This window comes from Methylogaea oryzae, assembly GCF_019669985.1.
Taxonomy (GTDB): Bacteria; Pseudomonadota; Gammaproteobacteria; order Methylococcales; family Methylococcaceae; genus Methylogaea; species Methylogaea oryzae.
Map to the genome: position 1 here is coordinate 3,273,874 of NZ_AP019782.1, position 23,458 is coordinate 3,297,331.

Annotated in this window: 21 protein-coding genes; 8 read left to right on the plus strand and 13 right to left on the minus strand. The window is 64.2% G+C overall.

Annotated elements, in window-relative coordinates:
• Window positions 1-40: 40 nt before the first annotated feature.
• The gene (locus K5607_RS14445; RefSeq protein WP_221047427.1) at window positions 41-748 is read left to right on the plus strand and encodes a TVP38/TMEM64 family protein; all 708 of its coding nucleotides are present in this window, start codon (window positions 41-43) and stop codon (window positions 746-748) included.
• Here K5607_RS14445 and K5607_RS14450 read toward each other — a convergent pair.
• From K5607_RS14450 to trhP, 3 genes are all read right to left on the minus strand, one after another.
• Window positions 735-1,463: a hypothetical protein gene (locus K5607_RS14450; protein WP_221047428.1), complete on the minus strand. Its 729-nt coding sequence runs from the start codon at window positions 1,461-1,463 to the stop codon at window positions 735-737. The genes K5607_RS14445 and K5607_RS14450 overlap by 14 nt on opposite strands.
• Window positions 1,464-1,552: 89 nt before the next feature.
• Complete coding sequence (locus K5607_RS14455; protein WP_221047429.1) at window positions 1,553-3,010, minus strand: TrkH family potassium uptake protein; 1,458 nt, start codon at window positions 3,008-3,010, stop codon at window positions 1,553-1,555.
• A gap of 35 nt (window positions 3,011-3,045) precedes the next feature.
• Window positions 3,046-4,449 (minus strand): prephenate-dependent tRNA uridine(34) hydroxylase TrhP, encoded by a 1,404-nt coding sequence (gene trhP, locus K5607_RS14460; protein WP_221047430.1) that lies wholly within the window; start codon window positions 4,447-4,449, stop codon window positions 3,046-3,048.
• Between the two features lie 140 nt (window positions 4,450-4,589).
• Here trhP and K5607_RS14465 point away from each other — a divergent pair, with 140 nt between their 5' ends.
• The 3 genes from K5607_RS14465 to K5607_RS14475 all read left to right on the plus strand — a co-directional run bounded on the left by K5607_RS14465 (window position 4,590) and on the right by K5607_RS14475 (window position 7,490).
• Window positions 4,590-5,117 (plus strand): P-loop NTPase family protein, encoded by a 528-nt coding sequence (locus tag K5607_RS14465; RefSeq protein ID WP_221047431.1) that lies wholly within the window; start codon window positions 4,590-4,592, stop codon window positions 5,115-5,117.
• Between the two features lie 64 nt (window positions 5,118-5,181).
• The gene (locus K5607_RS14470) at window positions 5,182-5,814 is read left to right on the plus strand and encodes a GrpB family protein (RefSeq protein ID WP_221047432.1); all 633 of its coding nucleotides are present in this window, start codon (window positions 5,182-5,184) and stop codon (window positions 5,812-5,814) included.
• A 62-nt stretch (window positions 5,815-5,876) separates the two neighbouring features.
• Entirely contained in the window at window positions 5,877-7,490 is a 1,614-nt protein-coding gene (locus K5607_RS14475; protein WP_054774466.1) for a SulP family inorganic anion transporter, read from the plus strand.
• Between the two features lie 7 nt (window positions 7,491-7,497).
• On the opposite strand, the gene K5607_RS14480 is transcribed toward K5607_RS14475, so the two are convergent.
• Window positions 7,498-10,230, minus strand: a complete 2,733-nt coding sequence (locus K5607_RS14480) for a CBS domain-containing protein (RefSeq protein WP_221047433.1) — start codon at window positions 10,228-10,230, stop codon at window positions 7,498-7,500.
• A gap of 182 nt (window positions 10,231-10,412) precedes the next feature.
• Here K5607_RS14480 and K5607_RS14485 point away from each other — a divergent pair, with 182 nt between their 5' ends.
• Window positions 10,413-11,267 carry a hypothetical protein gene (locus K5607_RS14485; RefSeq protein ID WP_221047434.1) on the plus strand — a complete coding sequence of 285 codons (855 nt, stop codon included), beginning with the start codon at window positions 10,413-10,415 and terminating at the stop codon, window positions 11,265-11,267.
• Between the two features lie 3 nt (window positions 11,268-11,270).
• On the opposite strand, the gene K5607_RS14490 is transcribed toward K5607_RS14485, so the two are convergent.
• Genes K5607_RS14490 through K5607_RS14500 form a run of 3 tightly spaced genes read right to left on the minus strand, consistent with a single transcriptional unit; the run spans window position 11,271 to window position 12,978 of the window.
• Window positions 11,271-11,510 (minus strand): GDCCVxC domain-containing (seleno)protein, encoded by a 240-nt coding sequence (locus tag K5607_RS14490; RefSeq protein ID WP_054775047.1) that lies wholly within the window; start codon window positions 11,508-11,510, stop codon window positions 11,271-11,273.
• Between the two features lie 7 nt (window positions 11,511-11,517).
• Window positions 11,518-12,477 carry a hypothetical protein gene (locus tag K5607_RS14495; protein ID WP_221047435.1) on the minus strand — a complete coding sequence of 320 codons (960 nt, stop codon included), beginning with the start codon at window positions 12,475-12,477 and terminating at the stop codon, window positions 11,518-11,520.
• 3 nt (window positions 12,478-12,480) lie between these two features.
• Window positions 12,481-12,978 (minus strand): flavin reductase family protein, encoded by a 498-nt coding sequence (locus K5607_RS14500; protein WP_221047436.1) that lies wholly within the window; start codon window positions 12,976-12,978, stop codon window positions 12,481-12,483.
• 81 nt (window positions 12,979-13,059) lie between these two features.
• On the opposite strand from K5607_RS14500, the gene K5607_RS14505 reads away from it, so the two are divergent.
• Window positions 13,060-15,042 (plus strand): cation:proton antiporter domain-containing protein, encoded by a 1,983-nt coding sequence (locus K5607_RS14505; RefSeq protein WP_221047437.1) that lies wholly within the window; start codon window positions 13,060-13,062, stop codon window positions 15,040-15,042.
• A gap of 35 nt (window positions 15,043-15,077) precedes the next feature.
• On the opposite strand, the gene K5607_RS14510 is transcribed toward K5607_RS14505, so the two are convergent.
• From K5607_RS14510 to K5607_RS14520, 3 genes are read right to left on the minus strand one after another with little or no spacing between them, the layout of a single operon-like run.
• Window positions 15,078-16,241 (minus strand): type III PLP-dependent enzyme domain-containing protein, encoded by a 1,164-nt coding sequence (locus K5607_RS14510; protein ID WP_221047438.1) that lies wholly within the window; start codon window positions 16,239-16,241, stop codon window positions 15,078-15,080.
• 3 nt (window positions 16,242-16,244) lie between these two features.
• Window positions 16,245-17,264 (minus strand): isocitrate/isopropylmalate dehydrogenase family protein, encoded by a 1,020-nt coding sequence (locus tag K5607_RS14515; RefSeq protein WP_221047439.1) that lies wholly within the window; start codon window positions 17,262-17,264, stop codon window positions 16,245-16,247.
• Between the two features lie 59 nt (window positions 17,265-17,323).
• Window positions 17,324-18,178, minus strand: coding sequence for a RibD family protein (locus K5607_RS14520; RefSeq protein ID WP_246598872.1), 855 nt, complete (start codon window positions 18,176-18,178; stop codon window positions 17,324-17,326).
• A gap of 293 nt (window positions 18,179-18,471) precedes the next feature.
• Here K5607_RS14520 and K5607_RS14525 point away from each other — a divergent pair, with 293 nt between their 5' ends.
• On the plus strand, window positions 18,472-19,365 hold the full coding sequence (locus tag K5607_RS14525) for an ATP-binding protein (RefSeq protein ID WP_054773156.1): 894 nt from the start codon (window positions 18,472-18,474) through the stop codon (window positions 19,363-19,365).
• A complete protein-coding gene (locus K5607_RS14530; RefSeq protein ID WP_054773157.1) occupies window positions 19,365-19,817 on the plus strand; it encodes a DciA family protein in 453 nt (150 codons plus the stop codon). Before K5607_RS14525 ends, K5607_RS14530 begins: the two co-directional genes overlap by 1 nt.
• A 40-nt stretch (window positions 19,818-19,857) precedes the next feature.
• Here K5607_RS14530 and lpxC read toward each other — a convergent pair whose 3' ends face one another.
• The 3 genes from lpxC to ftsA all read right to left on the minus strand — a co-directional run bounded on the left by lpxC (window position 19,858) and on the right by ftsA (window position 23,455).
• Window positions 19,858-20,772 (minus strand): UDP-3-O-acyl-N-acetylglucosamine deacetylase, encoded by a 915-nt coding sequence (gene lpxC / locus K5607_RS14535; RefSeq protein ID WP_054773160.1) that lies wholly within the window; start codon window positions 20,770-20,772, stop codon window positions 19,858-19,860.
• A 121-nt stretch (window positions 20,773-20,893) separates the two neighbouring features.
• A complete protein-coding gene (ftsZ, locus tag K5607_RS14540) occupies window positions 20,894-22,054 on the minus strand; it encodes a cell division protein FtsZ (protein WP_221047440.1) in 1,161 nt (386 codons plus the stop codon).
• A gap of 165 nt (window positions 22,055-22,219) precedes the next feature.
• Window positions 22,220-23,455, minus strand: coding sequence for a cell division protein FtsA (gene ftsA / locus K5607_RS14545; RefSeq protein ID WP_221047441.1), 1,236 nt, complete (start codon window positions 23,453-23,455; stop codon window positions 22,220-22,222).
• Window positions 23,456-23,458: the final 3 nt, after the last annotated feature.

Here is a 23,458-nt window from a genome sequence, read left to right on the forward strand (position 1 = left end):
TAGACCCAATCGACGGCGGAAACGCCGCAGGAGACGAGTCATGAACGATGCCGCGCAATCCATAGTCAAAGGGATGCTGCTGGTCGCCCTCCTGGCCGGGCCGGCGGCGTTTTTCCTGTACGGCGGGGCCGATTGGCTGAGCCTGGAACACCTCCAGGCCAACCGCGAACAGCTGCTCGCCTACACCGAGGCCCACTTCTGGACCCTGTTCCTGGCTTGGGGCCTGCTCTACACCGTCGCCACCGCCCTCAGCATTCCGGCCGGATCGGTATTGTCCCTGGCCGCCGGCTTTTTATTCGGACGCTGGCTGGGCACCGTGCTGGTGATCGTCGCCTCCAGCCTGGGCGCCGTGGCGGTATTCGCCGCCGCGCGCTACCTGTTCGCCGACAGCGCGCGGCACAAGCTGGAGCGAAACCCCGCAGCCGCCAAAATCCTTGCCGGTTTCGGCCGGGACGCCGTCAATTACCTGTTGTTCCTGCGCCTGGTGCCGCTGTTTCCCTTCTGGCTGGTCAATCTGGTGCCGGCCTTCACGCCGGTAAGCCTGGGCACCTATGCCTGGACCACGGTGGTGGGTATCGTGCCGGGGTGTTTCGTCTACGCCAACCTGGGACGGTCTCTGGGAGAAATCGACTCCCTGGCAGGATTGCTATCCGCGCCGGTGCTGCTGTCCCTGAGCCTGCTGGGGGTGTTGGCGCTGCTGCCGGCGCTGGCGCGCCGGCGGGGATCGGCGGGGCTTACAAAGGGATGAACATCACGGCCGACTGGATCGTGCCCTTGATATTGCGGTGGGTGCGGTCGGCGGTGACCTGGGCGATGATGTCCTGGTTGGAAATCAAGCGGCCCAGCAGGCGCTCGAAGCTCAGGTTGGCGGCTTGGTTCTTTTCCGGGGTGTAGCTGTATAAAAACGGCCGGCGATGGGAGTCCACCTTGCTGCGCAACAGCCAGGCGGCCGCCTCGATGTTGCGGGCGCTGTTGTAGAGCTTCTGCGCGTCCAGCATGTCGGTGAAATAGTAATCGTGCGTATCGTTGTACGCCTCCATGGTCATGGTGGCGATGCCGGCGATGAAGCTCTCCACCCGGTCGCCTCGATAGGCCTCGTCGAACGTGAGGCGGATGCAATCGATGCTGCGCATTTTGTTGGGCTGCGGATACGGTTCCTTGAACAACGCTTCCATGGCCTCCTCCAGGCTGGTGTGGCCGGATTTGCGCCATTCCCCGGGATTGCGTCTGTATAACTTTTCCGCCAGCTGCTTGAGGTCGGCGAAAAAGATTTTCTGATGGGTTTCCCCCACCAGGTCGACGTCGGTTTTACCCAAGGATTTGAAACTGAAGGATTCGCTGGCGAGGTCTTCCTTGTCGGTCTGCTTGACGCCGCCCATACGGGCCAATCGGGTGGGTTCGCTGCAGGCGCAAAGCAGGCAGAGGAGAGCGCCCAGGGCCAGGGCGGAAGGAATTGGTTTCATGGTCGGACTCGGCCGTTTTTTATTTTTCTCTTAAGATGCTACTACAACTTTCCAATCCCCACAGCAAGGCCAAGCTGGCGCGACCGCGCCTACTTCCGCCAGAACTCCGGCACGAACAGGATCAGGACCGAGAAGATCTGCACGCGGCCCAGCAGCATGGTGAAGGACAACACCCAGGTTTCGTAGTCGGTTAGCACCGAGTAATTGCCGGCGGGCCCCACCTGGCCCAGGCCGGGGCCGGCGTTGTTGATGCAGGCGATGACGGCGGTGAATGCGGTAACGAAATCCAGCCCCTGGAACATCAGCACGAAGGTAAGCGATACCACGCTGATGAAATACAGGAAGATAAAACCCAGCACCGACATGACCACCTTGTTGCCGATGATGTTCTCGCCGATTTTGAGCGGCGTGACCGATTGGGGATGGATCAGCAGATGGAACTCCCGCAGCGATTGCTTCACCAGGATGATGGTGCGGATCATGCGGATGCCGCCGCCGGTGGAGCCGGAACTGGTGGAAATGCAGCTGAGAAACAGCATCCACAACGGCACCAGGATGGGCCACTGGCCGAAGTCGGCATTGGCGAAGCCGCAATCGGTGGCGATGGTGACCAAATTGAAGGACGCATAGCGCAGCGCGGTCCAGTAATCGGGATAGACCCCCTGGTTCCACAACACGCCCGCCGCCAGCAGGCAACTGCCCAACACCAGCAGCAGGAACGATTTGGCTTCCGGATCCCTGGCGTAGGGCGCGGTGGTCAATTTGCGCACGGCGACGAAATGGGTGGCGAAGTTGATGCCGGCCGCCAACTGGAACACCGTCAGGATGACCTCGATGGACACCGAATCGAAATAGCCGACGTTGGCGTCGTGGGTGGAAAAGCCGCCCAGGCTCATGGCGGCGAAAGCGTGGCAGACGGCGTCCAGCCAGTTCATGCCGGCCAGCTTCAGGCACAGGATGCAGACGACGGTATAACCGGCGTACACCACCCACAAAGCCTTGGCGGTCTGGGCGATGCGCGGCGGCAGGGAGGACTCCTTGGTGGCGCCGGGCGTTTCCGCTTTGTACAGCTGCATGCCGCCCACGCCGAGGATGGGCAGGATGGCAACCGCGAACACGATGATGCCCATGCCGGCGATCCAATTCAGCTCGTGCCGCCACAGGTTGATGGAAGCCGGCATGGCGTCCAAGCCGGACAACAAGGTCGCGCCGGTGGTGGTCAGGCCCGACATGGCCTCGAAGTAGGCGTCGGTGAAACTCAGCCCCGGCAGCTGCAATACCAGGGGAATGGCGCCGAAAGCCGGCAGCAGGCTCCAGGTCAAGGCCACCAGCAGGAAGCCGGCGCGGGCGCGCACTTCCTTTTTCACGTGCATGGTGGAACCGAACATGAGCAGCCCCAGGGTGAAGGTCGCCAGCGTGCCGTTAAGGAAAGCCGCGGTGGCGCCGTCTTCGGCCAGGAACGATACCGCCAGGGCGGTGGACATCAGCCCGCTGAACCCCATGAGTACGATGCCGAAAATATGCGTCAGCGGCCAGATCAACGTCATGGAAGAATGTCCTTGCGGCTTGAAAAGGTTAGGATTTACAGATAGCGGGCCAGCAAACCGTATTCCAACGCGCCCGGCGGCAGCGGAATGCGCACCTGGTGGCCGCCCCCCGGCGCTTCCGGCATGGATTGGCCGTCGCGGTTCTCCATGCGCTCCACCACGATGTCGCGGTTGCCTTGCGGCAGAATCAGCTCCAGCTTGTCGCCCACGGCAAACTTGTTCTTCACCAGCACCTCGGCCAGGCCGCTGGCCTCGTCGCGGCCGGTAATCTCGCCGACGAAACGCTGCTGGTGGCTTTCCGAATAGCCGCGCACATAGTTCTGGTATTCCTGGGTGTGATGGCGCTGGTAGAAGCCGTCGGTGTAGCCGCGCGAAGCCAGATTTTCCAGCACGCCCAACAGCGTCGGATCGAACGGCCGGCCGGCCAGGGCGTCGTCGATGGCCTGGCGGTAGACCTGGGCGGTGCGCGCCACGTAGTAATGGGACTTGGTGCGGCCTTCGATCTTGAGGCTGTCCACCCCTGCATCCACCAGGCGCTGCACGTGTTCCACGGCGCGCAGGTCCTTGGAATTCATGATGTAGGTGCCGTGCTCGTCCTCGAACACCGGCAGCAACTCGCCGGGACGGTTTTCCTCTTCCAGAAAATACACCTGGTCGGCCAAGGGATGGCGCTCGCCGCCGGCGCAACCGGCGTTGTTGAGGTCGGCCATCTTAAACGTCGCGCGATCGGCTCCGGTGTGTCCCTCTCCCTCAGGGAGAGGGTTGGGGTGAGGGAGATTCAAAACAGACGCCGCCACATAATCCCCTTCCGCATTCTCCGCCGCCGCCTGCATGCCGTATTTCCAGCGGCAGGAATTGGTGCAGGTGCCCTGGTTGGGGTCGCGGTGGTTGAAGTAGCCGGACAGCAGGCACCTGCCCGAATAGGCGATGCACAGGGCGCCGTGGACGAACACTTCCAGTTCCATGTCCGGGCACTGCTGGCGGATTTCGGCGATCTCGTCCAGGGACAGTTCCCGCGACAGGATGATGCGGCTGACCCCCGCCGACTGCCAGAAGCGCACCGCCGCGTAATTGACCGTGTTGGCCTGCACCGACAGGTGGATGGGCATGTCCGGCCAAGCTTCCCGCACCAGCATCATCAGGCCGGGGTCGGCCATGATGAGGGCGTCCGGCCCCATGGCGACGATGGGCGCCATGTCCTGGATGAAGGATTTCACCTTGGCGTTGTGCGGCAGCACGTTGGCCGCCAGATAGAATTGCTTGCCGAGGTCATGGGCTTCGGCGATGCCGATAGCCAAGTTGTCTTCCAGGAAATCGTTGTTGCGCACCCTGAGGCTGTAGCGCGGCAGGCCGGCATAGACGGCATCGGCGCCATAGGCATAGGCATAGCGCATATTGCGCAGGGTACCGGCGGGAGAAAGCAGTTCGACTTGGCGCATGCGGCGGGCTGGAAGAGCGGAAACGAAGATGACCGGGCATTATCCGGCTAATGGGGCAAGGCCTCAAGCTGCGCCGCTCCGGGCCGATCCCAACGGCGCGCGTCGCTGGGCATTGCGCCTCCCGCGTTCGCCGTGATTTCATGGCACGGTATTTCGAACAATTGGAACTCCCTATGCGCATCGTCATCCTCGGCAATTCCGGCTCGGGCAAAACCACCCTGGCAAGGCGGCTCGCGGCCGGCCACGGCCTGGCGACGCTCGACCTGGACACCGTCGCCTGGGAGCCGGGCAAAATCGCCGTGCCGCGCGATCCGGCCGAGGCCGCCGCCGATGTGAAGGCCTTTTGCGAGAGCAACGACCGCAGGGTAGCGGAAGGCTGTTACGCCGGCCTCATTGACGCCGCCCTGGCCTATTCCCCCACCTTGCTGTTCCTGGAGCCCGGCGTGGAAACCTGCCTGTCCAACTGCCGCAATCGGCCTTGGGAACCGCACAAATACCCGTCCAAGGAAGCGCAGGATGAAAAATTGGCGTTTTTGCTGGCATGGGTGAGCGAATACTACAGCCGCGACGGCGACTTATCCCTGCGCGCCCATCAAGCTTTGTTCGACGGCTACGCCGGCCCTAAACAGAAACTCGCCGCGGCCGACGACGCCGCTGCCTTGATTTGAAACCGCTTTTCCTTGGGCAAAGCAGTCCATCGCGCCCGACGAATCGGGCAACCGCAAACTCGCCATGAAAGTCGTTGTCTCTCCCTATGACCCGGCCTGGGAAGCGCATTTCGAACGGCACCGGGCTATCATTCGATCCGCCTTGTCCCGCCTGGAACCGTCCATCGACCATATCGGCAGCACGGCGCTAAAAAGCATCGGCGCCAAACCCATCATCGATATCCTGGTCGGCCTGCCGGCGACGGTTTCGCTCGACGGCGCCGTAACGCCCCTGCTGGCCGGCGGTTACGCCTACATTCAAAAATTCGACGCCGCCATGCCTTACCGGCGCTTTTTCGCCAAGCTGGAAAACTTAACCGCCGGTCCGCTGCCCGCCGTCATCGGCGACGGCGACGATTTCGCCTTGGGCAGGGACTACAAGACCTCCGTCCACATCCATGTCATGGCAAAAGACAGCTACCACTGGCTGCGCCACATCGCCTTCCGGGACTACTTGCTGGCCCATCCCGACGCCAGAGCCGACTATCACCGGCTCAAGCAGAAAATCGCCGTCATGGACCTGGCCGACCCGCTGGATTACAACACCCATAAGGAGGCGTTCATCCGCGAGCATCAGGATAAAGCCATGGCCTGGCGGGAACGGCGCCGACCCTCCGCCGGCGGGGTCCGCGGGACACCGCCTCGGCCAATCGGCTAAGATGGCCGCATCCAACAGCCATCGCGCCAGCCGGTGCCCCGGCCCAACCCCAGCAAACGCCCATGACACGACACTTCCGCTCCGACCTCGCCACCCTGCAACAACATTGGCGCCAGGACGCCCCGGCCGGCTTCCTGGTGTTCCTCGTCGCCTTGCCGCTGTGCTTAGGCATCGCCATCGCCTCGGGCTTTCCCCCCATGGCGGGCATCATCACGGCGGTGGTTGGCGGCCTGCTGGTGTCGCGCTTGGGCAGCAGCCAGCTCGCGGTGACGGGACCGGCGGCGGGCTTGATTGTGGTGATACTAGCCGCGGTGGAATCTCTCGGCCAGGGCGACGACATGGCCGGCTACCACCGCACCCTGGCGGCCATCGTGGTGGCCGGCCTGATCCAAATCGCCCTGGGCTATTTCAAGGCGGGCCGGCTCAGCGCGTTTTTCCCGCTGCCGGTGGTGCACGGCATGCTGGCGGCCATCGGCATCATCATCATGGCCAAACAGTTGCACGTGCTGATGGGGGTGCATTCGAAGGCCGCCACCTTGCTGCAAGCCATCGGCGAAGTGCCTTCCAGCCTGGTGCACTTCAATCCGCAGATCGCCGCCATCGGCGCCGTCTGCCTGGCCATCCTGCTGCTGTGGCCGCTGGTGTCCCACCCCGCGCTGAAGCGTATTCCCGCCCCTCTGCTTGTGGTGGCGAGCGGACTGCTGCTGGGGCAGTTCTTCGAACTGGACCATTACCGGACGTTTTTCTCGCTGCCGCCTTTCGAATACAGCCTGGGACCGCAGTATTTGCTGCCGGTGCCGGACAATTTTTTCGACAATTTTTATGCGCCGGACTTTTCCCAGGTGTTTTCGACCCGTTTCTGGGGCGCGGTGATCAGCATCTGCCTGGTGGGCAGCCTGGAGACCCTGCTGGTCGGGACGGCGGTGGATAAGCTCGATCCCGAACGGCGCTCCTCCGACCTCAATCGCGACCTGGTCGCGGTGGGCGTCGGCAACGCGGTGGCGGGCCTCCTTGGCGGCCTGCCCATGATCGTGGAAATCGTGCGCTCCTCCACCGCCATCGAGAACGGCGCCAAATCGGCCTGGACCAATTTTTTCCACGGCGCCTTCCTGTTGCTGTTCGTGGCGCTGTTCCCTCGGCTGCTGCACGAAATCCCGCTGGCTTCCCTGGCCGCCCTGCTGGTCTACACCGGCTACCGGCTCGCGTCGCCGAGCACTTTCGCGGCCATCGCCGAAGTGGGCGCGGGCCCCTTGGCCGTGTTCGTCGTCACCATCGTCGGCGTGCTGGCCACCGACTTGCTGATGGGGGTGCTCATCGGCATCGCCGCCAAGCTGCTGCTGACCCTGCTGAGCGGCGTCAGCCCCGCCAACCTGCTCAAACTCGCCTACCGCATCGAGCGGCGCGGCGACGGCGGCTACCACATCACAGTGAGTGGCGCGGCGATTTTCTCCAACTTCATCGCCCTGAAAACGGAATTGGCCGCCCTGCCGGCGGGCGGGAGCATCGTCTTCGACTTGTCCGAGTCCGACCTGATAGACCACACGGTGATGGATCTGATCGACGAGTTCCGCCGCGACTATACGGCCAAAGGCGGGGCATGCCGCATCCACGGCCTGGAAAACCACAAGGCCGCCAGCGATCATCCTCTGGCGGCGCGCAAGCGCGACGGCCGCTGAAGCCGCGTCATTCGGGGAAGCGGTAATCCCGGCGACGGAACAATTCCACGCAGGCGTCCACCACGCAAGGATCCAACTGGCCGCCGCGCATGGATTGAATTTGCCCCAGGGCGGCATCCAGGCCCAAGCCGGGACGGTACGGCCGGTGCGAGGACATGGCTTCGACGATGTCCGCCACGGTGAGGATGCGCGCCTCCAACAGGATTTCGTCGCCCTTGCGGCCGTGGGGATAACCCGACCCGTCCAAATATTCGTGGTGCTGGCGAACGATTTCGGCGATGGGCCAGGGAAAATCGATATCCTTGAGTATCTCGTAGCCGGTCTCCGCATGGGTGCGCACCAGGGCCATTTCCATGTCGTTGAGGCGCACCGGCCGACTGAGGATTTCTGCCGGAACCTGCACCTTGCCGATATCGTGCACGGTGCCGGCCAGGCGCAAGCCGTGCACCCGCTCGGACTCCAGGCCCAGGTGGCCCGCCAGGGTGGCCGCCAAGTCGGACACCCGCCGCTCGTGGCCGGCGGTGTAGGGGTCGCGCCGCTCCAGGGTGGCGCCCACCGCGCCGATGATGCTCTCCAGGGCGTCGCGCAATTTTTCCGCCTGTTTCTCCCGCTGGGCCTGGGCGGCTTTAAAGGCCTCCTCGACGCCGCGCGTTTGCACCCCGAAGCCCAAATCCGCGGCCAACTCCTCCATGAGCGCCACTTCAGCCGCGCCGAAGGCGTCGGGTTCTCTCGCGTAGATATTGAGCGCGCCCAGAGTGGCCCCGCCGATTTTGATGGGCAGCACGATGGAGGCGGCCAGCCCGGCCCGCCGGGCCTTTTCCCGCCACGGCGCAAACGCCGGATTGCCGGCAAGGTCGTTGTTGACGTAGGTGACGCCGCTGCGGATGACCGTGCCGGTGGGGCCGCGCCCCAAGGCGTTGTCGCCCCAGGATACCCGCAGCCCTTGCAAATAATCCCGCGCCGGCCCCGCCGCCGCGCGCACCTGAACGGTTTTCTCCGCGTCGTCCAGCGCCCAGCCGATCCACGCCAACGGATAAAAGCCGTCGCTGGTGACGGTTTCGCAACAGGTCTGGAACTGATTCTCCTCGGACTCCGCGTGGATCAGGGCGGAATTGCTGCGGCTCAGGGCGCGCAACGCCCAGTTCACCCGACGCAACTCTTCTTCCGCCCGCTTGCGTTCGGTGATATCGGCGAAAATCCCCACTACGCCCTGGATCGCGCCGGCGTCGTCCCGCAAGGGGACTTTGCTGGTGTGGATCCACAAGCGCCGCCCCTGCCGGTCGACAAAGGGCTCTTCGACGGTAAGCGTCAGGCCCTCCGTCATCACGCGCCGATCGTCGTTTTGGTAACGCTCGGCCAGTTCGGCGGGAAAAAACTCGAAATCGGTCTTGCCGACGATGTCGGCTGGGGCGATTGCCACGTCGCCGGCGTATTTGCTGTTGCAGGACACGTAGGCGAACCGGCGGTCCTTGACGAAAACCCGCATGGGCAAATGCTCCACCAGGGTGCGGTAGCGGGTTTCGCTGGCCTGCAACGCCGACACGGCCAGTCTCTGGGAAGTGATGTCGCGCAGGGTCAACACATAACCGAAAGGCTTGGCTCCGCCCGTCGACAATAAGGAAGCATGAATGTCGAAGTAACGCTGGTCCGCAAGGGAAGCCAAACCCGCCTCGCCGCTCCATTTGCCGCGTTCCCGCAACACGCACCAAGCCTCCCGCACCCAATCCGCCTCGAATCCCGCAGCGGCCAGCGTCTCGGGCAGAAACGCGCCGGGCAGCGCGGTTGCCTTGCCCAGCAGTTCTTGCGCGTGTTCGTTAGCGTAAATGATGCGCCCATTGCGACGGCTTGCCACCAGCGCCAGATCGGACGCCGCGGCTAAAATCTCGTCCAGCTTCTCGCGCCGGCCGAGCATGCGGTGGAATTCGCGCAGCTCGCGCGCCTGGGCCTGCACGGTATCGCGCAACAGGTCCACGTATTCGTGCTCGAGATGCCGGACCAAGTCGTGCTCGGTCAACACGCCCGCCACGACGCCGGCGGCATCGGTCACCACCAGGCGGCGCAAGCGCCGCTGCCGCATGCGCTCGACCGCCTCCTGCAACGGTGCGTCCGGATCGATGACGGCCACCGGCTTGCTCATGGCCTGCGCCAAAAGCCGGCGCCCCGCCTTGCCGTGGTAGAGCCGCACCATGTCGCGCTCGGTGACGATGCCCAAGGGGCGGTCGCCGTCATCGACGACGACCACGTAACCGCAACCTTCCTTTTCCATCAACGCCGCCGCCTCGGCCACCGTGGCCGACTCCCCCAGCCGCGTCACGCGCTTGGCCATGGCGCCGGCCACGTCGCGCGGCCGGATGAAATCCTCCAAGCCGCGGTCTTTGCGAAAGTCGCTTTCGCTGACCATGCCCACCGGCGCCTGCCGTCCGTCCACCACCAGCAAGTGCCGAATGCCGCGGCGCACCAGCTGGTGGTAGGCCTCGCGGCTGTCGGCGTCGGCGGGAACGGTCGCCACCGGACGGCTCATGACGCCCGCCACGGGTTCGCACAGGTCCGTGTCCGCGCCCATGGCGCGCAATATGTCCCGCTCGGTCACGATGCCCACCGGCTCGCCGGCCTCGGTCACCAACAAAGCGCTGACGCCCAGCCGCGTCATGGTTTCCGCCGCCTCGGCCAGGGTCTGGTTGGGAGCGACGGCGACAATGTCGCGGCTCATGATCTGGGCAATACGCGGGTGACGACTCATGACGCGAATTTTTTGCGGGAAAAGGAAACTGCGGCCCGGCCGGGCGAAACCCTCTTGGGGAAAAGGTTTCTCTCGGGGCCATTCTAACGGATTCGCCCCACCATCGGCCTGCGATTTGGGCCTTACCCCGCGCCCGGCGCGCGGGGGTAGAATACGCCGACATCCGACCACGCCCCGCCGCCATGCTGAAACGCGCTTCCCTGCTCGCCCTGCGGCTGCTGCTACCGGCCTGCCTGGGGCTGGCCAGCACCGCCCACGCCCTGGATCCGGGCCGCGCCGACGGCACGCTGACAGCCGAGGGCCAAACGGTGCGGCTGACCGAGGCCTATGCCTGGCGCCATGATGGACGGGAATTGAATCGCCCGGAGCTGCGCATCCTGCTGACGGACCGCGCGGTGCCGGAGGATTTGCCGGCCGGTCCCCTGGCCATGCTGCCGCAGCGCTGGGCGCAAACCGGCCGCCTGCGCGGCGTCCTGCTGCGGCAGGATTTGCGCCTGCCGAGCAAGCCCTGGAAAGTCCAACCCCTGCTGCCGCGAGGCGGCAAGCCGGGCGAGCTGGCCAAGCTGCCCTACCGGCTGAGCCCGGACAGGCATCGCATCGCCGGCGACATCGCGCTGGAAAGCGATGACTTGCGCTTGCGGGCGGCGTTCGACGCCCCCTTGTTCCAGGACGAAGCGGTCAGCCAATCCCTGGCCGGCGGCCAAGCCCGCGCCAGCGCCCCGGCCTCCGCCCTGGCCGCCTTCAACGAAGCCTGGCGCCATGCCGACTGGAAAGCACTTTCCGACTACGCGACGGCGGAGAAGCGGCGGGAAATGGACGAGTTGATCCAGGCTCACCAACGCGAACTGGCCGCCGCCTCGCCCGAGGACAGGGCGCGCATCGCCGAGGGATTGCTGTCGGTGGTGGACGATGAGGCCAAGACCCGCGGCGACGTGCTGCGGGTGGTGCAACGGGGCCGGCGCGCCGTCATCCTGCGCCGCCGGCTGGGGCCGCAGAACCTGCGGTTGGAAAACGACCGCTGGAAGGTGGACTACTAGCCGTCAGGGGCGCAAGGCGTCGCCGCAACAGCAACCGTGCCCGCCGTCCCCTCCTTCTTGGCGCGGCGGACACGGCTCGCTGCCGTAGGAACAGTACACGCAGCAGTCGCCCGGCTTGGGGCGCAGCAGGGCGCCGCAACCGCGGCAATCGTAGAAAAACTGGCAATAATCGAGCGGCATCGTTTCGCGCCGGCTATGGCCGCAATGGGGACAGGTGATGACGGATTCCAGCCGGATTGCCACGGGCGCCTCACATACCGAAATCGGCCGCGCCGAAACCTTCCACCACCCGGATGTATTCGCCCGGCGCTTCCCGGCTGCTGCCCACGACGATGCGCAAACCGCCGTCGGCGGCTTGCTCCACTTGGCCGGCTATCTCCACGGTTTCCCCTGCCCAGGCTTGGCCGGCGTAAGTGTGGGTATAGCTGAGCGCTTGGCGGATGCGCGGATGGTCCAGTTGATAGCGGGCCGGATGGTCGAAAGCGCCGTGGGCGTCGATGACGCGGGCGGTGAGGGTGGCGGGGCCTTGCTTGCGGCAGATTTGCGGCGGCTCGATTTCCTCCCCGGTCAGGGTGATGTCGAATTTGACGCCTTCGAACACGGCTTTGTTGTATTTGCGCCGCTCATGGCGCAAGTAATCGTCGTAGTCCAGATCACAGCCGCGGCGACCGTAGCTTTCCCGCCACAGGGCGTCGCTTAGGGGCTCCAGGCGGCCCGCCCGCAACAAATCGGCCACCGCCTGGCGCACGCGGAAAAACGCTGCCCGGCCGTAAACCACCAGGTCGAAGTCCGAATCCGGCCGCTGCGCGCCGATCAACAAGGAGCCGGTGACGCCCATGCAGTGCAGGTCGACGCCGGCGGAGGCCAATAAGGCCAGCAAGCGACGCAGCTTGCTTTCCACCGCGTCGCCGCCGGCCGTCGCCATCAATTGCGCCAGACGCCGGCGCGGCCGGTGGTGGACGATGGCGCGTTCCATGGCGACGCCGTGCAGCCGGGCGTCGCGGGAGGCGGAGTAATACAGGTAATGAGGGTGGCTGGCGGTCAGCAGGGCGTTGGCCGCGTCGGTGCCCAGCTTGCGCCAAGCGCCTCCTTCGCGGCGATAGCGCAAGAAGCACAAGGCCCGGCCTTCCTCCAAGCCGCCTTCCACCACGGCGAACAACAGGCCTTCCTCGGTTTCCAGGAAGTCCCTGGGCAACGGCGGCGCGGTCATGGATCAGTCGAACGCTGCGGGGAACAACGCGGCGGCGCCGTCCATGCTGCCGGTGTCGCGGTAGGTCATGGGCTCGGCCGCCGCGTCGCGCAGCTTGCCGTCGACCACCCGGCCCAGCACCACGACGTGGTCGCCGGCCGGGCACTCGCCCGCCACCTCGCATTCGAACCAGGCCAGGGCGTCGTTGATCAGCGGCACGCCGCTGCGGCCCGGCACCCATTCCACCAGGGCCAGCTTGTCGGCGCTGGCCGGCTCGGCGTAGTGGGCGGCCAGTTCCAGCTGATCTTTTTTCAGCACATTGATGCTGAAAGCTTTGCCTTGCCGCAACATGCCGTAGGAGGAATGGTTCGGATTGATGCTCAACGCCAGCATCAAAGGATTGAAGGAAACCTGCATCACCCAAGCGGCGGTAAAGGCGTTGCGCTGCTCGCCATGAGCCACGCCCACCGCATACACACCGTGGGTTAGGCGCTGAAACAGCGCCGCCATCGAGTCGCTCATGCGTCCACTCCCCTTGCCGTTGTTGATACACTCTAAAGCCGGGGCCGACGCCCCTTCCGTCCGAGTATAAATGCACCTTCCATGATCCACGATACTTTTAGCGCCGCCTTGCTGCTGCTGGGCTTGTCGGTGTCCGCCGTCACCCTGCTGCGCCGCGTCAAGCTGCCACCCGTGTTGGGCTATTTGGCCGTCGGTTTGGCCGCCGGTCCCCACGCATTGGGCTGGCTGGAACACGGCGCGTCCATGGAGCTGCTGGCGGAAGTGGGCTTGGTGTTCCTGCTGTTTTCCATCGGGCTGGAAGTGTCTCTGCCGCAATTCCTCGCCATGGGCGGCCCGGCCCTGAGTTTGGGAGGATCGCAGGTGCTGCTCACCGCCCTGGCCGGCGCGGCGGCGCTGCACGGACTGACCGATCTGCCCTGGACCGGGGCGCTGGTAGCCGGCGTGGCGATGGCTTTGTCGTCCACCGCCATCGCCGCCAAGCAACTGAGCGACCAACTGGAAATCAACCTGGTGCACGGCCGGCTGGCCTTGGCGATTTTGCTGTTGCAGGACTTGGCGGTGGTGCCGGTGCTGGTGGTCATGCCCCTGCTCAGCGGCGGCGGAGCCGAAAGCATCACCCTGCCGTTGCTGTGGGCGCTGGGCAAAGGCGTGTTCGCCTTCGCAGCCATGCTGGCGGGCGGGCGCTGGATTTTGCGTCCGCTGTTCCATCACATCGCCGCCCTGCACTCCTCTGAGCTGTTCATGCTCACCGTGCTGCTGGTGTCCCTGGCCGCCGCCTGGATCACCCATCTGCTGGGCCTGTCCCTGGAACTGGGGGCGTTCCTGGCCGGCATGATGCTGGCGGAAACGGAGTTCCTGCACCAAATCCGCGCCGACGTGCGGCCGTTCCGCGACGTGCTGATGGGGCTGTTTTTCGTCGGCGTCGGCATGCGCCTGGACCTGGTCCAACTGCAGCCGGTTTGGCCGCAGGCACTGGCGCTGCTGGTCTTTTTGCTGGCCGGCAAGGGCTTCCTCATCACGCTGTTGGCGCGCCTGGCCGGTTACGACCGGGGCGTGGCGCTCAGCACCGGCCTGGTGCTGGCCCAGGGCGGCGAATTCAGCTTCGTGCTGCTGACCCTGGCCATCAACTTGGGCCTGCTGTCCGACGCCGCCAGCCAGCCGTTGATCGCCGCCCTGGTGTTGTCCATGCTGGCGGCACCCTTCGCCATCCGCTACAACGTGCCCATCGCCACGCGGCTGTTCGCCCGCAGCTATTTGCGCGAGCGCTACGCCGAAACGCGCCATTTGACCAAGGCCGCCCGCGACCTGCACGACCACGTCATCCTGTGCGGCTTCGGCCGCATCGGCCAGATCCTGTCCCACTTTCTGCGCGCCGGCGGCATCCCCTACATCGCCCTGGATTTGGACCCGTCCCGCATCAAGGAAGCCCACGAAGCAGGCGAGCCGGTGTTCTACGGCGACGCCACCCACCGGGAAATCCTTTCCGGCGCCGGCATCCGCCGCGCGCGGGCGGTGGTGATCACCGTGCACGATGCGCCCTATGCGGAGAAGATCGTCCAGGTGGTGAAACGCTACCGGCCCGACGTGGCCATCCTGGTGCGGGTGCACAACGACCTGTGGCTGGAGAAACTGGAAGCGGCCGGGGCCGCCAAGGTCGTGCCGGAAAAGGTGGAAGCCGCCATGGCCCTGGCCCAGCACCTGCTGCAACAGTACGACCTGACGCCGGCGGAAACCCTCAAATGGGTGGAGTCCTTCCGCGAAGACCATTACATGAAACTGCGCGGTCTGTTCGTCGGCGAGGTGGCGGGCAACATGGACGAGGAAGCGCTGTCGCTGCACACCGTGCTGTTGCCGGAGGAATACTGGGGCGCCGACTATCGCCTGGCGGACTTCGATTTCGAGAAAATGAGCGTCAAAGTGGCGACGATACTGCGGCGCGATGTCCGCATCGAAAAGCCGGCGCCGGATTGGCAACTGGCGCCGGGAGATGTGTTGGTGCTGCAAGGCCGCTCCGAGGCGGTGGAAAAAGCCCAGCAGGCCCTGCTGGGCGTGTGCCGCACCTAAGGGTAGCGAGGAGGAGCGAACAGGCGCCCGCCTCGCTACGCACTCCACTGGCGGCGGTAATCCTCGTAGCCGTAGCCCTTGCGCGGTTGCAGGCATCCGTCGCCGTCCAGGGCGTAAATGGACGGCAGGTTGTGGCCGTTGAAACGATTGGCTTTGATGAGGCTGTAAGCGCCGACGTTGGCGAATACCATCAAGTCGCCCGGCCGTGGCGGCCCTGCCAGGCGGTATTCGCCGAACACGTCGCCCGCTAGGCAGGTGCCGCCAGCCAGGATAACGTTGTGGACGCCGCCGGGCGCTTCGTTGAGCAAGGCCGGCCGGCGCTGGTATTCGAACACTTCCGGGTTGTGATTTACCGAGGTGTCCAACACCGCCACCGTTTTGCCGCCGCTGTCGAACACGTCCAGCACCCGCGCGGCCAAACAGCCGGCCTCGCCCACCACCGCCTTGCCCGGCTCGAACAACACCTCCACGTCCCAGCGCCGGCGCAGCCCTTGAGCCACTTCCACCAGGCCGGCCAAGTCCTCGGGCGTATCCCATGTATAGCCGCCGCCCAGGTTGATCCATTGCAATCCCGCCAGCCAATCGCCCAATGCCGCCTCGATACGGGCCACGGTTTGCCGAAGGGGGGCGAAATCCCGCGCCTGGAAGACGGTATGGAAGTGGATGCCCTGCACGCCTTGCGGCCGGGCATCGCCAAGCGCCGCCACCTGGGACAAGGGCACGCCCAGCTTGGAATGGGGACGGCAGGGATCGTAGCGGGCGTCGTCCAGAAAGGAGATTTCCGGGTTGATACGTAGGCCGCAACTGGCGCGGCCCCGCAGCAAAGGATGCAACCGCTGCCACTGGCCGAGGGAATTGAAGCCGATGCGCAGGCCCGGCTCGGCCAGTTCGGCCGCGTCTTCGAGTCGCAGGCCCGGCGAAGTCAGGTGCAAATCGCCTCGCCCCGCCAAAACCTCCGCCGCCAGCCTGGCCTCGAACAGGGAGGACACGGAAAAACCTTCCACCCAGGGGCGGACCAGCTCCAGCAAGGGCCGGAACGGCAAGGCTTTGATAGAATAGAGGACTTTAAGGCCGCTGCCTTGCGTGCCCTGACGCAGGACGGCCAGCTTGCCTTCGATCAGGCGTTCGTCGTAAACAAAAGCCGGGGTTTCGAGCCCCGGCTGTTGCGACCAACTCGGCAGGATCGCCGCGGACGGCATGGATCAGGCGGATACGCGCCGCACCAATTCGTCGGCCATGGCCTGGGTGCCGACGGCGGAGCCGGGCTTCAGGTCCGGCGTGACGTGGGTGCCTTCGCGCACCACGTCGCGCACCGCCTGCTCGATCTTGCGCGCGGCGTCCAGCTCGCCCATGTGCTCCAGCATCATCACGCCGGCCATGATCATGGCGATGGGGTTGGCGATGCCCATATGGGCGATATCCGGCGCCGAGCCGTGCACCGCTTCGAAAATGGCGGCATCGGCGCCGATGTTGGCACCGGCCGTCAGGCCCAGGCCGCCGATCAGGCCGGAAGCCAGGTCGGAGATGATGTCGCCGAACAGGTTGGTGGTGACCATCACGTCGAAAGCGCCGGGGTTCATCACCAGCTTCATGGCGCAGGCATCGACGATCACGTCGTTGAATTCGATGTCCGGGTAGCGCGGAGCGATTTCCCGGCCGATTTCCAGGAACAAGCCGGAGGTGCACTTGAGGATGTTGGCCTTGTGCACCAGGGTGACTTTTTTGCGGCCGGTGCGCTTGGCGTAGTCGAAAGCGTATTCGACGATGCGCTCGCAACCCTTGCGCGTCACCACCGCCACGCTTTCCGCGGCGATCTTGTAGCCGTCCTCGGTGATGAAGTGCTCGATGCCGGCATAAAGCCCTTCGGTGTTTTCCCGCACCGTCACCAGGTTGACGTTGCTGAAGGCGGTGTCCGTGCCCTCGAAGGAAATGGCCGGCCGCACGTTGGCGTAGAGCTTGAACTCCTGGCGCAGGGTAACGTTGACGCTGCGGTAGCCGCCGCCCACCGGGGTAGTCAAGGGGCCCTTCAGGCACAGCCGGTTGGCGCGGATCGACGCCAGCGTCGCGTCCGGCAAAGGATTGTTGCAGGCGTCCACCGCCGCCATGCCGGCCAGTTGCTTGTCCCACTCCACCTTGACGCCGGCGGCTTCGATGACGCGCACCGCCGCGTCCACAATGGCAGGGCCGATGCCGTCGCCGGGAATGAGGGTGATCTTTTGCATGGGGCTGTCCTTCCGAAGGGCTCAAATAGCCGGCATTTTAGCACGGCGCAGGACAGCGCTTAAGCCGAGGCGTCGGTGTAGGGCACGTTGTCGAACTGGGCGAACCACTGGCCGGCATCGCCGTGGGAGGTGGGATCGTAATACAAGGAGCGCATTTTCAAATGCCCGGCCGGCCCCAGCACCGGCCCCGGCACCAGGGTGTGGAAGCTTTCGCCCCCCATCAACTGGTGGGTGATGGTTTGGTACAAGCGCCGCAAACGCCCTTCCCGCACCATGGTGTCGAGCATGTGCGGCCCGGCGACAAGGTAGAGCGTCCGATAGCCCCGGTCGCCCAGAGCGCGCACCAAAGCGCCTCCCTCAACCATCCGGCCTTCGCCCGCCACCAACACCTCGTGGCCCCGGCTCAGCCAGTGCTTCACCCGCGCCGGATCGGCGTCGCGCCCGGTGGCGATGTAGACTTTTTGCCCGCTGGCCTTGAGCGATTCCGGGAAGGGGAAATCCAAGCTGGCGCTGGCGATCACCACCGCCGGTTGCGGCTTCAGGCCGTTATCCAGCCGCCATTGCGCCAAGTCGCCGTGCTCGGGATGGCAGCCGATTTGCAGGATATTGCCCAGACGCCCCTCATGCAGGGCGCGCAAATAGCCGCCGTGGGTAATCAAGCAATCGGCCTGGGCTTCCAATTCGAGGAACAAGCGGAAGTCGTCCGGCGTGGTCAGGCTCTTCGGAAGGTAGGGAACGCCCGTTGCATCGTCCTCCAGGGCGATGCGCCCGTCCAGGCTGGCGAGGAAGTTGGCGTACACGAACGGTTGCTCGACGCTGCCCTGCTCGTGCAATCGCTGCTGCAGATACAAGCCCCGCAAGGGTACCGACTCGAATGGCGGCGGAAAGAGGCGATAGACGGTTTTTGTGCTCATCGGATGGATGCGAGTCGTGAACCAAGCGACGCCATACTGCCGCAAAACCGCGGCGCAGCCAAGGCCGACTTGCGATAGTCCGCCAGCTCCGATCGCCGCGATGCGACGTGCATATTGAGCCGATTGACCAGCCCCCGCGGGCGCCGCTTGCCCGCCCCGCCGCCTTTCGGTTGGCCTTGTCCGATATCGCGGCGCGATACAATGTATTATCCTTCGTCCGCTGCGTTTGGACAGCGAGCCCAATCGGATTATCGCTGCGCCCCGCGCCTACGGATCACTCACTCGCTCCTGTCATGCGCCCATCCTTGAACCGCTTATTGCAACGCGCCGAATCGCTCCTTGGGCGATTGGAAGCGCTGCTGCCGCCGGCACCGGGCGACTTCCCCGCCGACGCCTCGGTGGCGTTCCAGTGGCGTGGCGGCAACCACGGCCAACGGTTCCGCCCGGTGCCCCACCACCACGGTATCCGCTTGGCGGACCTACGCTGCATCGAGCGGCAGCGGGACGAGATCGCCCGCAATACCCGCCAATTCCTCGCCGGCCTGCCGGCCAACAATGTACTGTTGTGGGGCTCGCGGGGCACGGGCAAATCGTCGCTGATCAAAGCCCTGCTCAACGAATACTCGGCCGAGGGACTGCGCTTGGTCGAGGTCGATAAACAGCATCTGGCCGAATTGCAGGATATCGTCGACTGCCTGGGACGGCGGCCGGAGAAATTCATCCTGTATTGCGACGATCTGTCCTTCGAATCCGGCGACGCCAGCTACAAAACGCTGAAGTCCATCCTCGACGGTTCGCTGGCGGTAACCAGCGGCAATGTAATCATTTACGCCACATCCAACCGCCGCCATTTATTGCCGGAGTTCGCCGATGAAAATCGTCGAGCGCGCGTGGTGGACGGCGAGCTGCACGCCGACGAAGCCACCGAAGAAAAGATCTCGCTGTCGGAACGATTTGGACTATGGCTGTCGTTTTACCCTTTCAGCCAGGACCAATACTTCGAGGTCGTGAGACATTGGCTGGACGTCCTTGGCGCCGACCAAACGGAGTGGGACGAGGCTATCCGCTTGGAAGCCATACGCTGGGCGTTGCAGCGCGGCTCCCGCAGCGGCCGGGTAGCGTGGCAATTCGCCCGTGACTGGCATGGACGCTGCGAGTTGGCGAAGGCCGAGGAGCGGCGAGACTGATGCGCAACGCGAAAGATTTTCTACCCCGCCAAACCGCCAGCCAATTGGCCCAACGCCTCGCGTTGCACCAAAACTTGCTGGCGGCGACGCGGCGAGCGCTGCCCAGCTTCCTGCGCGAGCATTGCCGGGGCTGCTGGCTGAATCGTCGCGGCCAACTGATCGTCGAAGTGGACGGCCAGGAATATGCCGCGCAAATCCGCTTTTTCCTCGTGGCGATCCAGGAGGCGGTGACGAAGGCCAGCGCGGCGCAGGTCGCCCAGGTCCAGCTGCGAACGGCGGCTCCCGCCGCACGCTCGAGTTCATCCCAAGCGGTGGCGACAGCAACATCGACGGAACTGATCGCTCAAGAAGCGGCCGCCAGCCATATACCGGAAATCAGCGGAGCCTTAAGCAGACTGGCCGCCAGCATGGCCGGCCGCCGCAGGAAAAAAAGCGAAGGGGACGCGGAATAAAGAAAGGAAGCGCCGCGCAGGGCGGCGCCTCGCGCGGCGGCTAGCCCTGAACGGGCGCGGTCCGCATGTAGGAAATGGGCAGATCGCCTTCTTCCGGGAAAGTCACCGACTCCCACGCGTCGGGAGTTTCCAGCAAGGTGCGCAACAACGTGTTGTTGAGCGCGTGGCCGGATTTGTAACCGGTGAACGCGCCGATCAGGCTGTGGCCCAGCAGATACAAGTCGCCGATGGCGTCCAGGATCTTATGCTTGACGAACTCGTCGTTATAACGCAAGCCGTCTTCGTTCAGCACCCGGTAGTTATCCACCACAATGGCGTTGTCCATGCTGCCGCCCAAGGCCAGCTTGTTCTTGCGCAGCATCTCGATGTCGCGCATGAAGCCGAAGGTGCGAGCGCGGCTCACTTCCTTGAGGAACGAGGTGGAGGAAAAATCCACCGTCGCCGTCTGGGTATCCTTGTGGAAAGCCGGATGGTCGAAATCGATGGTGAAGGTGACCTTGAAACCGTTATAGGGTTCAAAACCGGCCCACTTGTCGCCGTCCTGAACCCGCACCGGCTTCTTGATGCGGATGAAGCGCTTGGGAACGTTCTGCTCCTCCACGCCGGCCGACTGCAACAAGAACACGAAAGGCCCGGCGGAACCGTCCATGATGGGCACTTCGGCCGCGCTGACGTCCACATAGGCGTTGTCGATACCCAGGCCGGCGAAAGCCGACAGCAAGTGCTCAACGGTGGAAACCTTGACGTTGCCTTTGACCAGAGCGGTGGACAAGGTGGTGTCGCCGACGTTTTCCGGCTTGGCGTCAATGACCACAGGTTCGGGCAAATCCACGCGGCGGAACTTGATACCGCTGTTGGGAGCGGCGGGGCGCAAGGTGAGATAGACTTTTTCCCCGGTGTGCAATCCGACACCGGTAGCTCTGATGACGTTTTTAAGCGTGCGTTGCTTGATCATTCCTGCTCCGTTATATCCGTCGTTGTTCCCTGGCCGCCGTTGCGGCGACCGTTTACTACCCGACAACGACGGTACGAGGGCGGCCATCCTAGCATAGGCCGCCCCCGGACCGCCAGGCTGGTCAGTCGGCTTGGCGCCGCAGGAAGGCCGGAATATCCAAGTATTCCATGTCGGAATCCTTCTTCGGCTGGTCGCCGCGGAAGTCCTGGCCGACGGCCTGTTGGCGCTGTTGGCGCATATAGGTCGGGCGACGCAGCTGGTCGTAATCCAACTCGCCGTTGTTTTTCTGCACCAGCTTCAGCGAGCCGTCGTGGGCCTGCTCGCGCGCCTGGAGGCCCGTGGCCACCACGGTGACTTTCAGCTCTTCGCTCATATCGGCGTCCATAGCGGTGCCGATGATGACGGAAGCATCGTCGGAAGCGAATTCCTTGACGATGTTGCCGACTTCGTCGAACTCGCCCATGGTCAGGTCCGCACCGCTGGTGATGTTCACCAGCACGCCGCGGGCGCCCTGCAAGTTGATGTCTTCCAGCAGCGGGCTGTTGATGGCTTTTTCCGTGGCTTCCCGCGCGCGGTTGTCGCCGCGGCCGCGGCCGGTGCCCATCATGGCGACGCCCATGGAATACATGACCGTGCGCACGTCGGCGAAGTCGACGTTGATGAGGCCGGGACGGGTGATGAGTTCCGAGATGCCCTGCACCGCGCCCAGCAACACGTCGTTGGCGGCGCCGAAGGCGCTCAACAGGCTGGCGTCTTTGCCCAGCACCCGCAACAGCTTTTCGTTGGGAATGGTGATCAGGGAATCGACATACTCGCTCAATTCCTCGATGCCCTTCTCGGCGATGTCGCGGCGCTTTTTGCCTTCGAACGGGAAGGGACGGGTCACCACCGCCACGGTGAGAATGCCGGCCTCTTTTGCGATCTCGGCGATGACCGGCGCCGCGCCGGTGCCGGTGCCGCCGCCCATGCCGGCGGTAATGAACAGCATGTCGGCGCCGTCGATGACCTCCAGAATACGGTCGCGGTCGTCCAACGCGGCCTGCCGGCCCACTTCCGGATTAGCGCCCGCGCCCAGGCCTTTGGTCAGCGTTCCGCCCAGTTGCAGAATGCTGCGGGTCTTGACGTGTCTCAGGGCTTGGGCGTCGGTGTTGGAGCAAATGAACTCCACGCCTTCGATGTTGCTGTCCATCATGTGGTTGACGGCATTGTTACCGCCGCCGCCAACGCCGATAACTTTGATTACCGCATTTTGACTGTAAGAGTCCACTAGCTCGAATTTCATATCACCACCCTCGCCCTTGAGTCGTTCTCTATCTTCTTGAAAGCCAATCCGAACACTGCGTTATTCGCCGTAACGACACTATATCTGGTATAAAAATTCTCGCAAAAATACCAGATATGGGCCGAATCAACAAGTAGCTTACTCACCCCGCACCCCATTAATTATTCAAAAATTGCCCTGGAACCAGTTTTTCATCCGCGTAAACAAACTTTTGTAACCTTTCCCCACCGCTGCGTGCCTTTCCCCCAACCCTTGATGCTGACGACCGAACAACAACAACCCCATCCCCGTGGAATAAATAGGGTTACGCACCACGTCCATCATGCCGGTCACATGCTGGGGCATCCCGATGCGCACCGGCATATGGAAAATCTCCTCGGCCAGGTCAGTCAGCCCTTCGACCTTGGCGCTGCCGCCGCTCAAAACGATGCCGCCGGCGATCAGTTCTTCGAAACCGCTGCGGCGCAGTTCCTGCTGCACCAGCAACAACAGCTCCTCGTAGCGCGGCTCGACGATTTCCGCCAGGTTCTGGCGCGAAATGCGGCGCGGCGGACGATCGCCGATGCTGGGCACCTCGATGGTGTCGTCCAAATCCGCCAGCTGCGTCAAGGCGCAGGCGTGCTTCATCTTGATTTCTTCGGCGAACTGGGTCGGCGTGCGCAAAGCCACGGCGATATCGTTGGTGACCTGGTCGCCGGCGATGGGGATCACCGCCGTGTGGCGGATGGCGCCGTCGGTATACACCGCGATGTCCGTCGTGCCGCCGCCGATATCCACCAGGCACACGCCCAAATCTTTTTCGTCCTCGGTCAGGCAGGCGGTGCAGGAAGCCAACTGCTCCAGGATGATGTCTTCCACCTCCAGCCCGCAGCGGTTGATGCACTTGACGATGTTCTGCGCCGCGCTCACCGCGCCGGTGACGATGTGCACCCGGGCTTCCAGACGGATGCCGGACATGCCGATGGGCTCCTTGATGCCCTCCTGGTTGTCGATGACGAACTCCTGCGGCAGGATGTGCAGGATCTTCTGGTCCGCCGGTATCGCCACCGCCCGGGCCGAATCGATCACCCGATCCACGTCGCCCTGGCTGACTTCTTTGTCCTTGATCGCCACGATGCCATGGGAATTCAGGCTGCTGATATGGCTGCCGGCGATGCCCACGTATACATTGCGAATCTGGCAACCGGCCATCAACTCGGCCTCTTCCACGGCACGCTGGATGGACTGCACGGTGGTTTCCAGATTCACCACCACGCCTTTCTTCAAACCGCGGGAAGGATGATTGCCGATACCGATCACCTCGATCTCGCCTTCCTCGTTCACCTCGCCGACGATGGCCGCCACCTTGGAGGTACCGATGTCGAGACCGACGATGAGGTTCCTGTCCACTTTTTTCGCCATAAC

Excerpts from the sequence above, each read along its gene's own strand:
- trhP (WP_221047430.1), bottom strand. The coding sequence starts at position 4,449 with ATGCGCCAAGTCGAACTGCTTTCTCCCGCCGGTACCCTGCGCAATATG.
- K5607_RS14445 (WP_221047427.1), top strand. The coding sequence starts at position 41 with ATGAACGATGCCGCGCAATCCATAGTCAAAGGGATGCTGCTGGTCGCC.
- K5607_RS14480 (WP_221047433.1), bottom strand. The coding sequence starts at position 10,230 with ATGAGTCGTCACCCGCGTATTGCCCAGATCATGAGCCGCGACATTGTC.
- K5607_RS14455 (WP_221047429.1), bottom strand. The coding sequence starts at position 3,010 with ATGACGTTGATCTGGCCGCTGACGCATATTTTCGGCATCGTACTCATG.
- K5607_RS14505 (WP_221047437.1), top strand. The coding sequence starts at position 13,060 with ATGATCCACGATACTTTTAGCGCCGCCTTGCTGCTGCTGGGCTTGTCG.
- K5607_RS14500 (WP_221047436.1), bottom strand. The coding sequence starts at position 12,978 with ATGAGCGACTCGATGGCGGCGCTGTTTCAGCGCCTAACCCACGGTGTG.
- ftsZ (WP_221047440.1), bottom strand. The coding sequence starts at position 22,054 with ATGAAATTCGAGCTAGTGGACTCTTACAGTCAAAATGCGGTAATCAAA.
- K5607_RS14475 (WP_054774466.1), top strand. The coding sequence starts at position 5,877 with ATGACACGACACTTCCGCTCCGACCTCGCCACCCTGCAACAACATTGG.
- K5607_RS14470 (WP_221047432.1), top strand. The coding sequence starts at position 5,182 with ATGAAAGTCGTTGTCTCTCCCTATGACCCGGCCTGGGAAGCGCATTTC.
- K5607_RS14465 (WP_221047431.1), top strand. The coding sequence starts at position 4,590 with ATGGCACGGTATTTCGAACAATTGGAACTCCCTATGCGCATCGTCATC.
- lpxC (WP_054773160.1), bottom strand. The coding sequence starts at position 20,772 with ATGATCAAGCAACGCACGCTTAAAAACGTCATCAGAGCTACCGGTGTC.
- K5607_RS14525 (WP_054773156.1), top strand. The coding sequence starts at position 18,472 with ATGCGCCCATCCTTGAACCGCTTATTGCAACGCGCCGAATCGCTCCTT.
- K5607_RS14450 (WP_221047428.1), bottom strand. The coding sequence starts at position 1,463 with ATGAAACCAATTCCTTCCGCCCTGGCCCTGGGCGCTCTCCTCTGCCTG.
- K5607_RS14530 (WP_054773157.1), top strand. The coding sequence starts at position 19,365 with ATGCGCAACGCGAAAGATTTTCTACCCCGCCAAACCGCCAGCCAATTG.
- K5607_RS14515 (WP_221047439.1), bottom strand. The coding sequence starts at position 17,264 with ATGCAAAAGATCACCCTCATTCCCGGCGACGGCATCGGCCCTGCCATT.
- K5607_RS14510 (WP_221047438.1), bottom strand. The coding sequence starts at position 16,241 with ATGCCGTCCGCGGCGATCCTGCCGAGTTGGTCGCAACAGCCGGGGCTC.
- ftsA (WP_221047441.1), bottom strand. The coding sequence starts at position 23,455 with ATGGCGAAAAAAGTGGACAGGAACCTCATCGTCGGTCTCGACATCGGT.
- K5607_RS14485 (WP_221047434.1), top strand. The coding sequence starts at position 10,413 with ATGCTGAAACGCGCTTCCCTGCTCGCCCTGCGGCTGCTGCTACCGGCC.
- K5607_RS14495 (WP_221047435.1), bottom strand. The coding sequence starts at position 12,477 with ATGACCGCGCCGCCGTTGCCCAGGGACTTCCTGGAAACCGAGGAAGGC.
- K5607_RS14520 (WP_246598872.1), bottom strand. The coding sequence starts at position 18,178 with ATGAGCACAAAAACCGTCTATCGCCTCTTTCCGCCGCCATTCGAGTCG.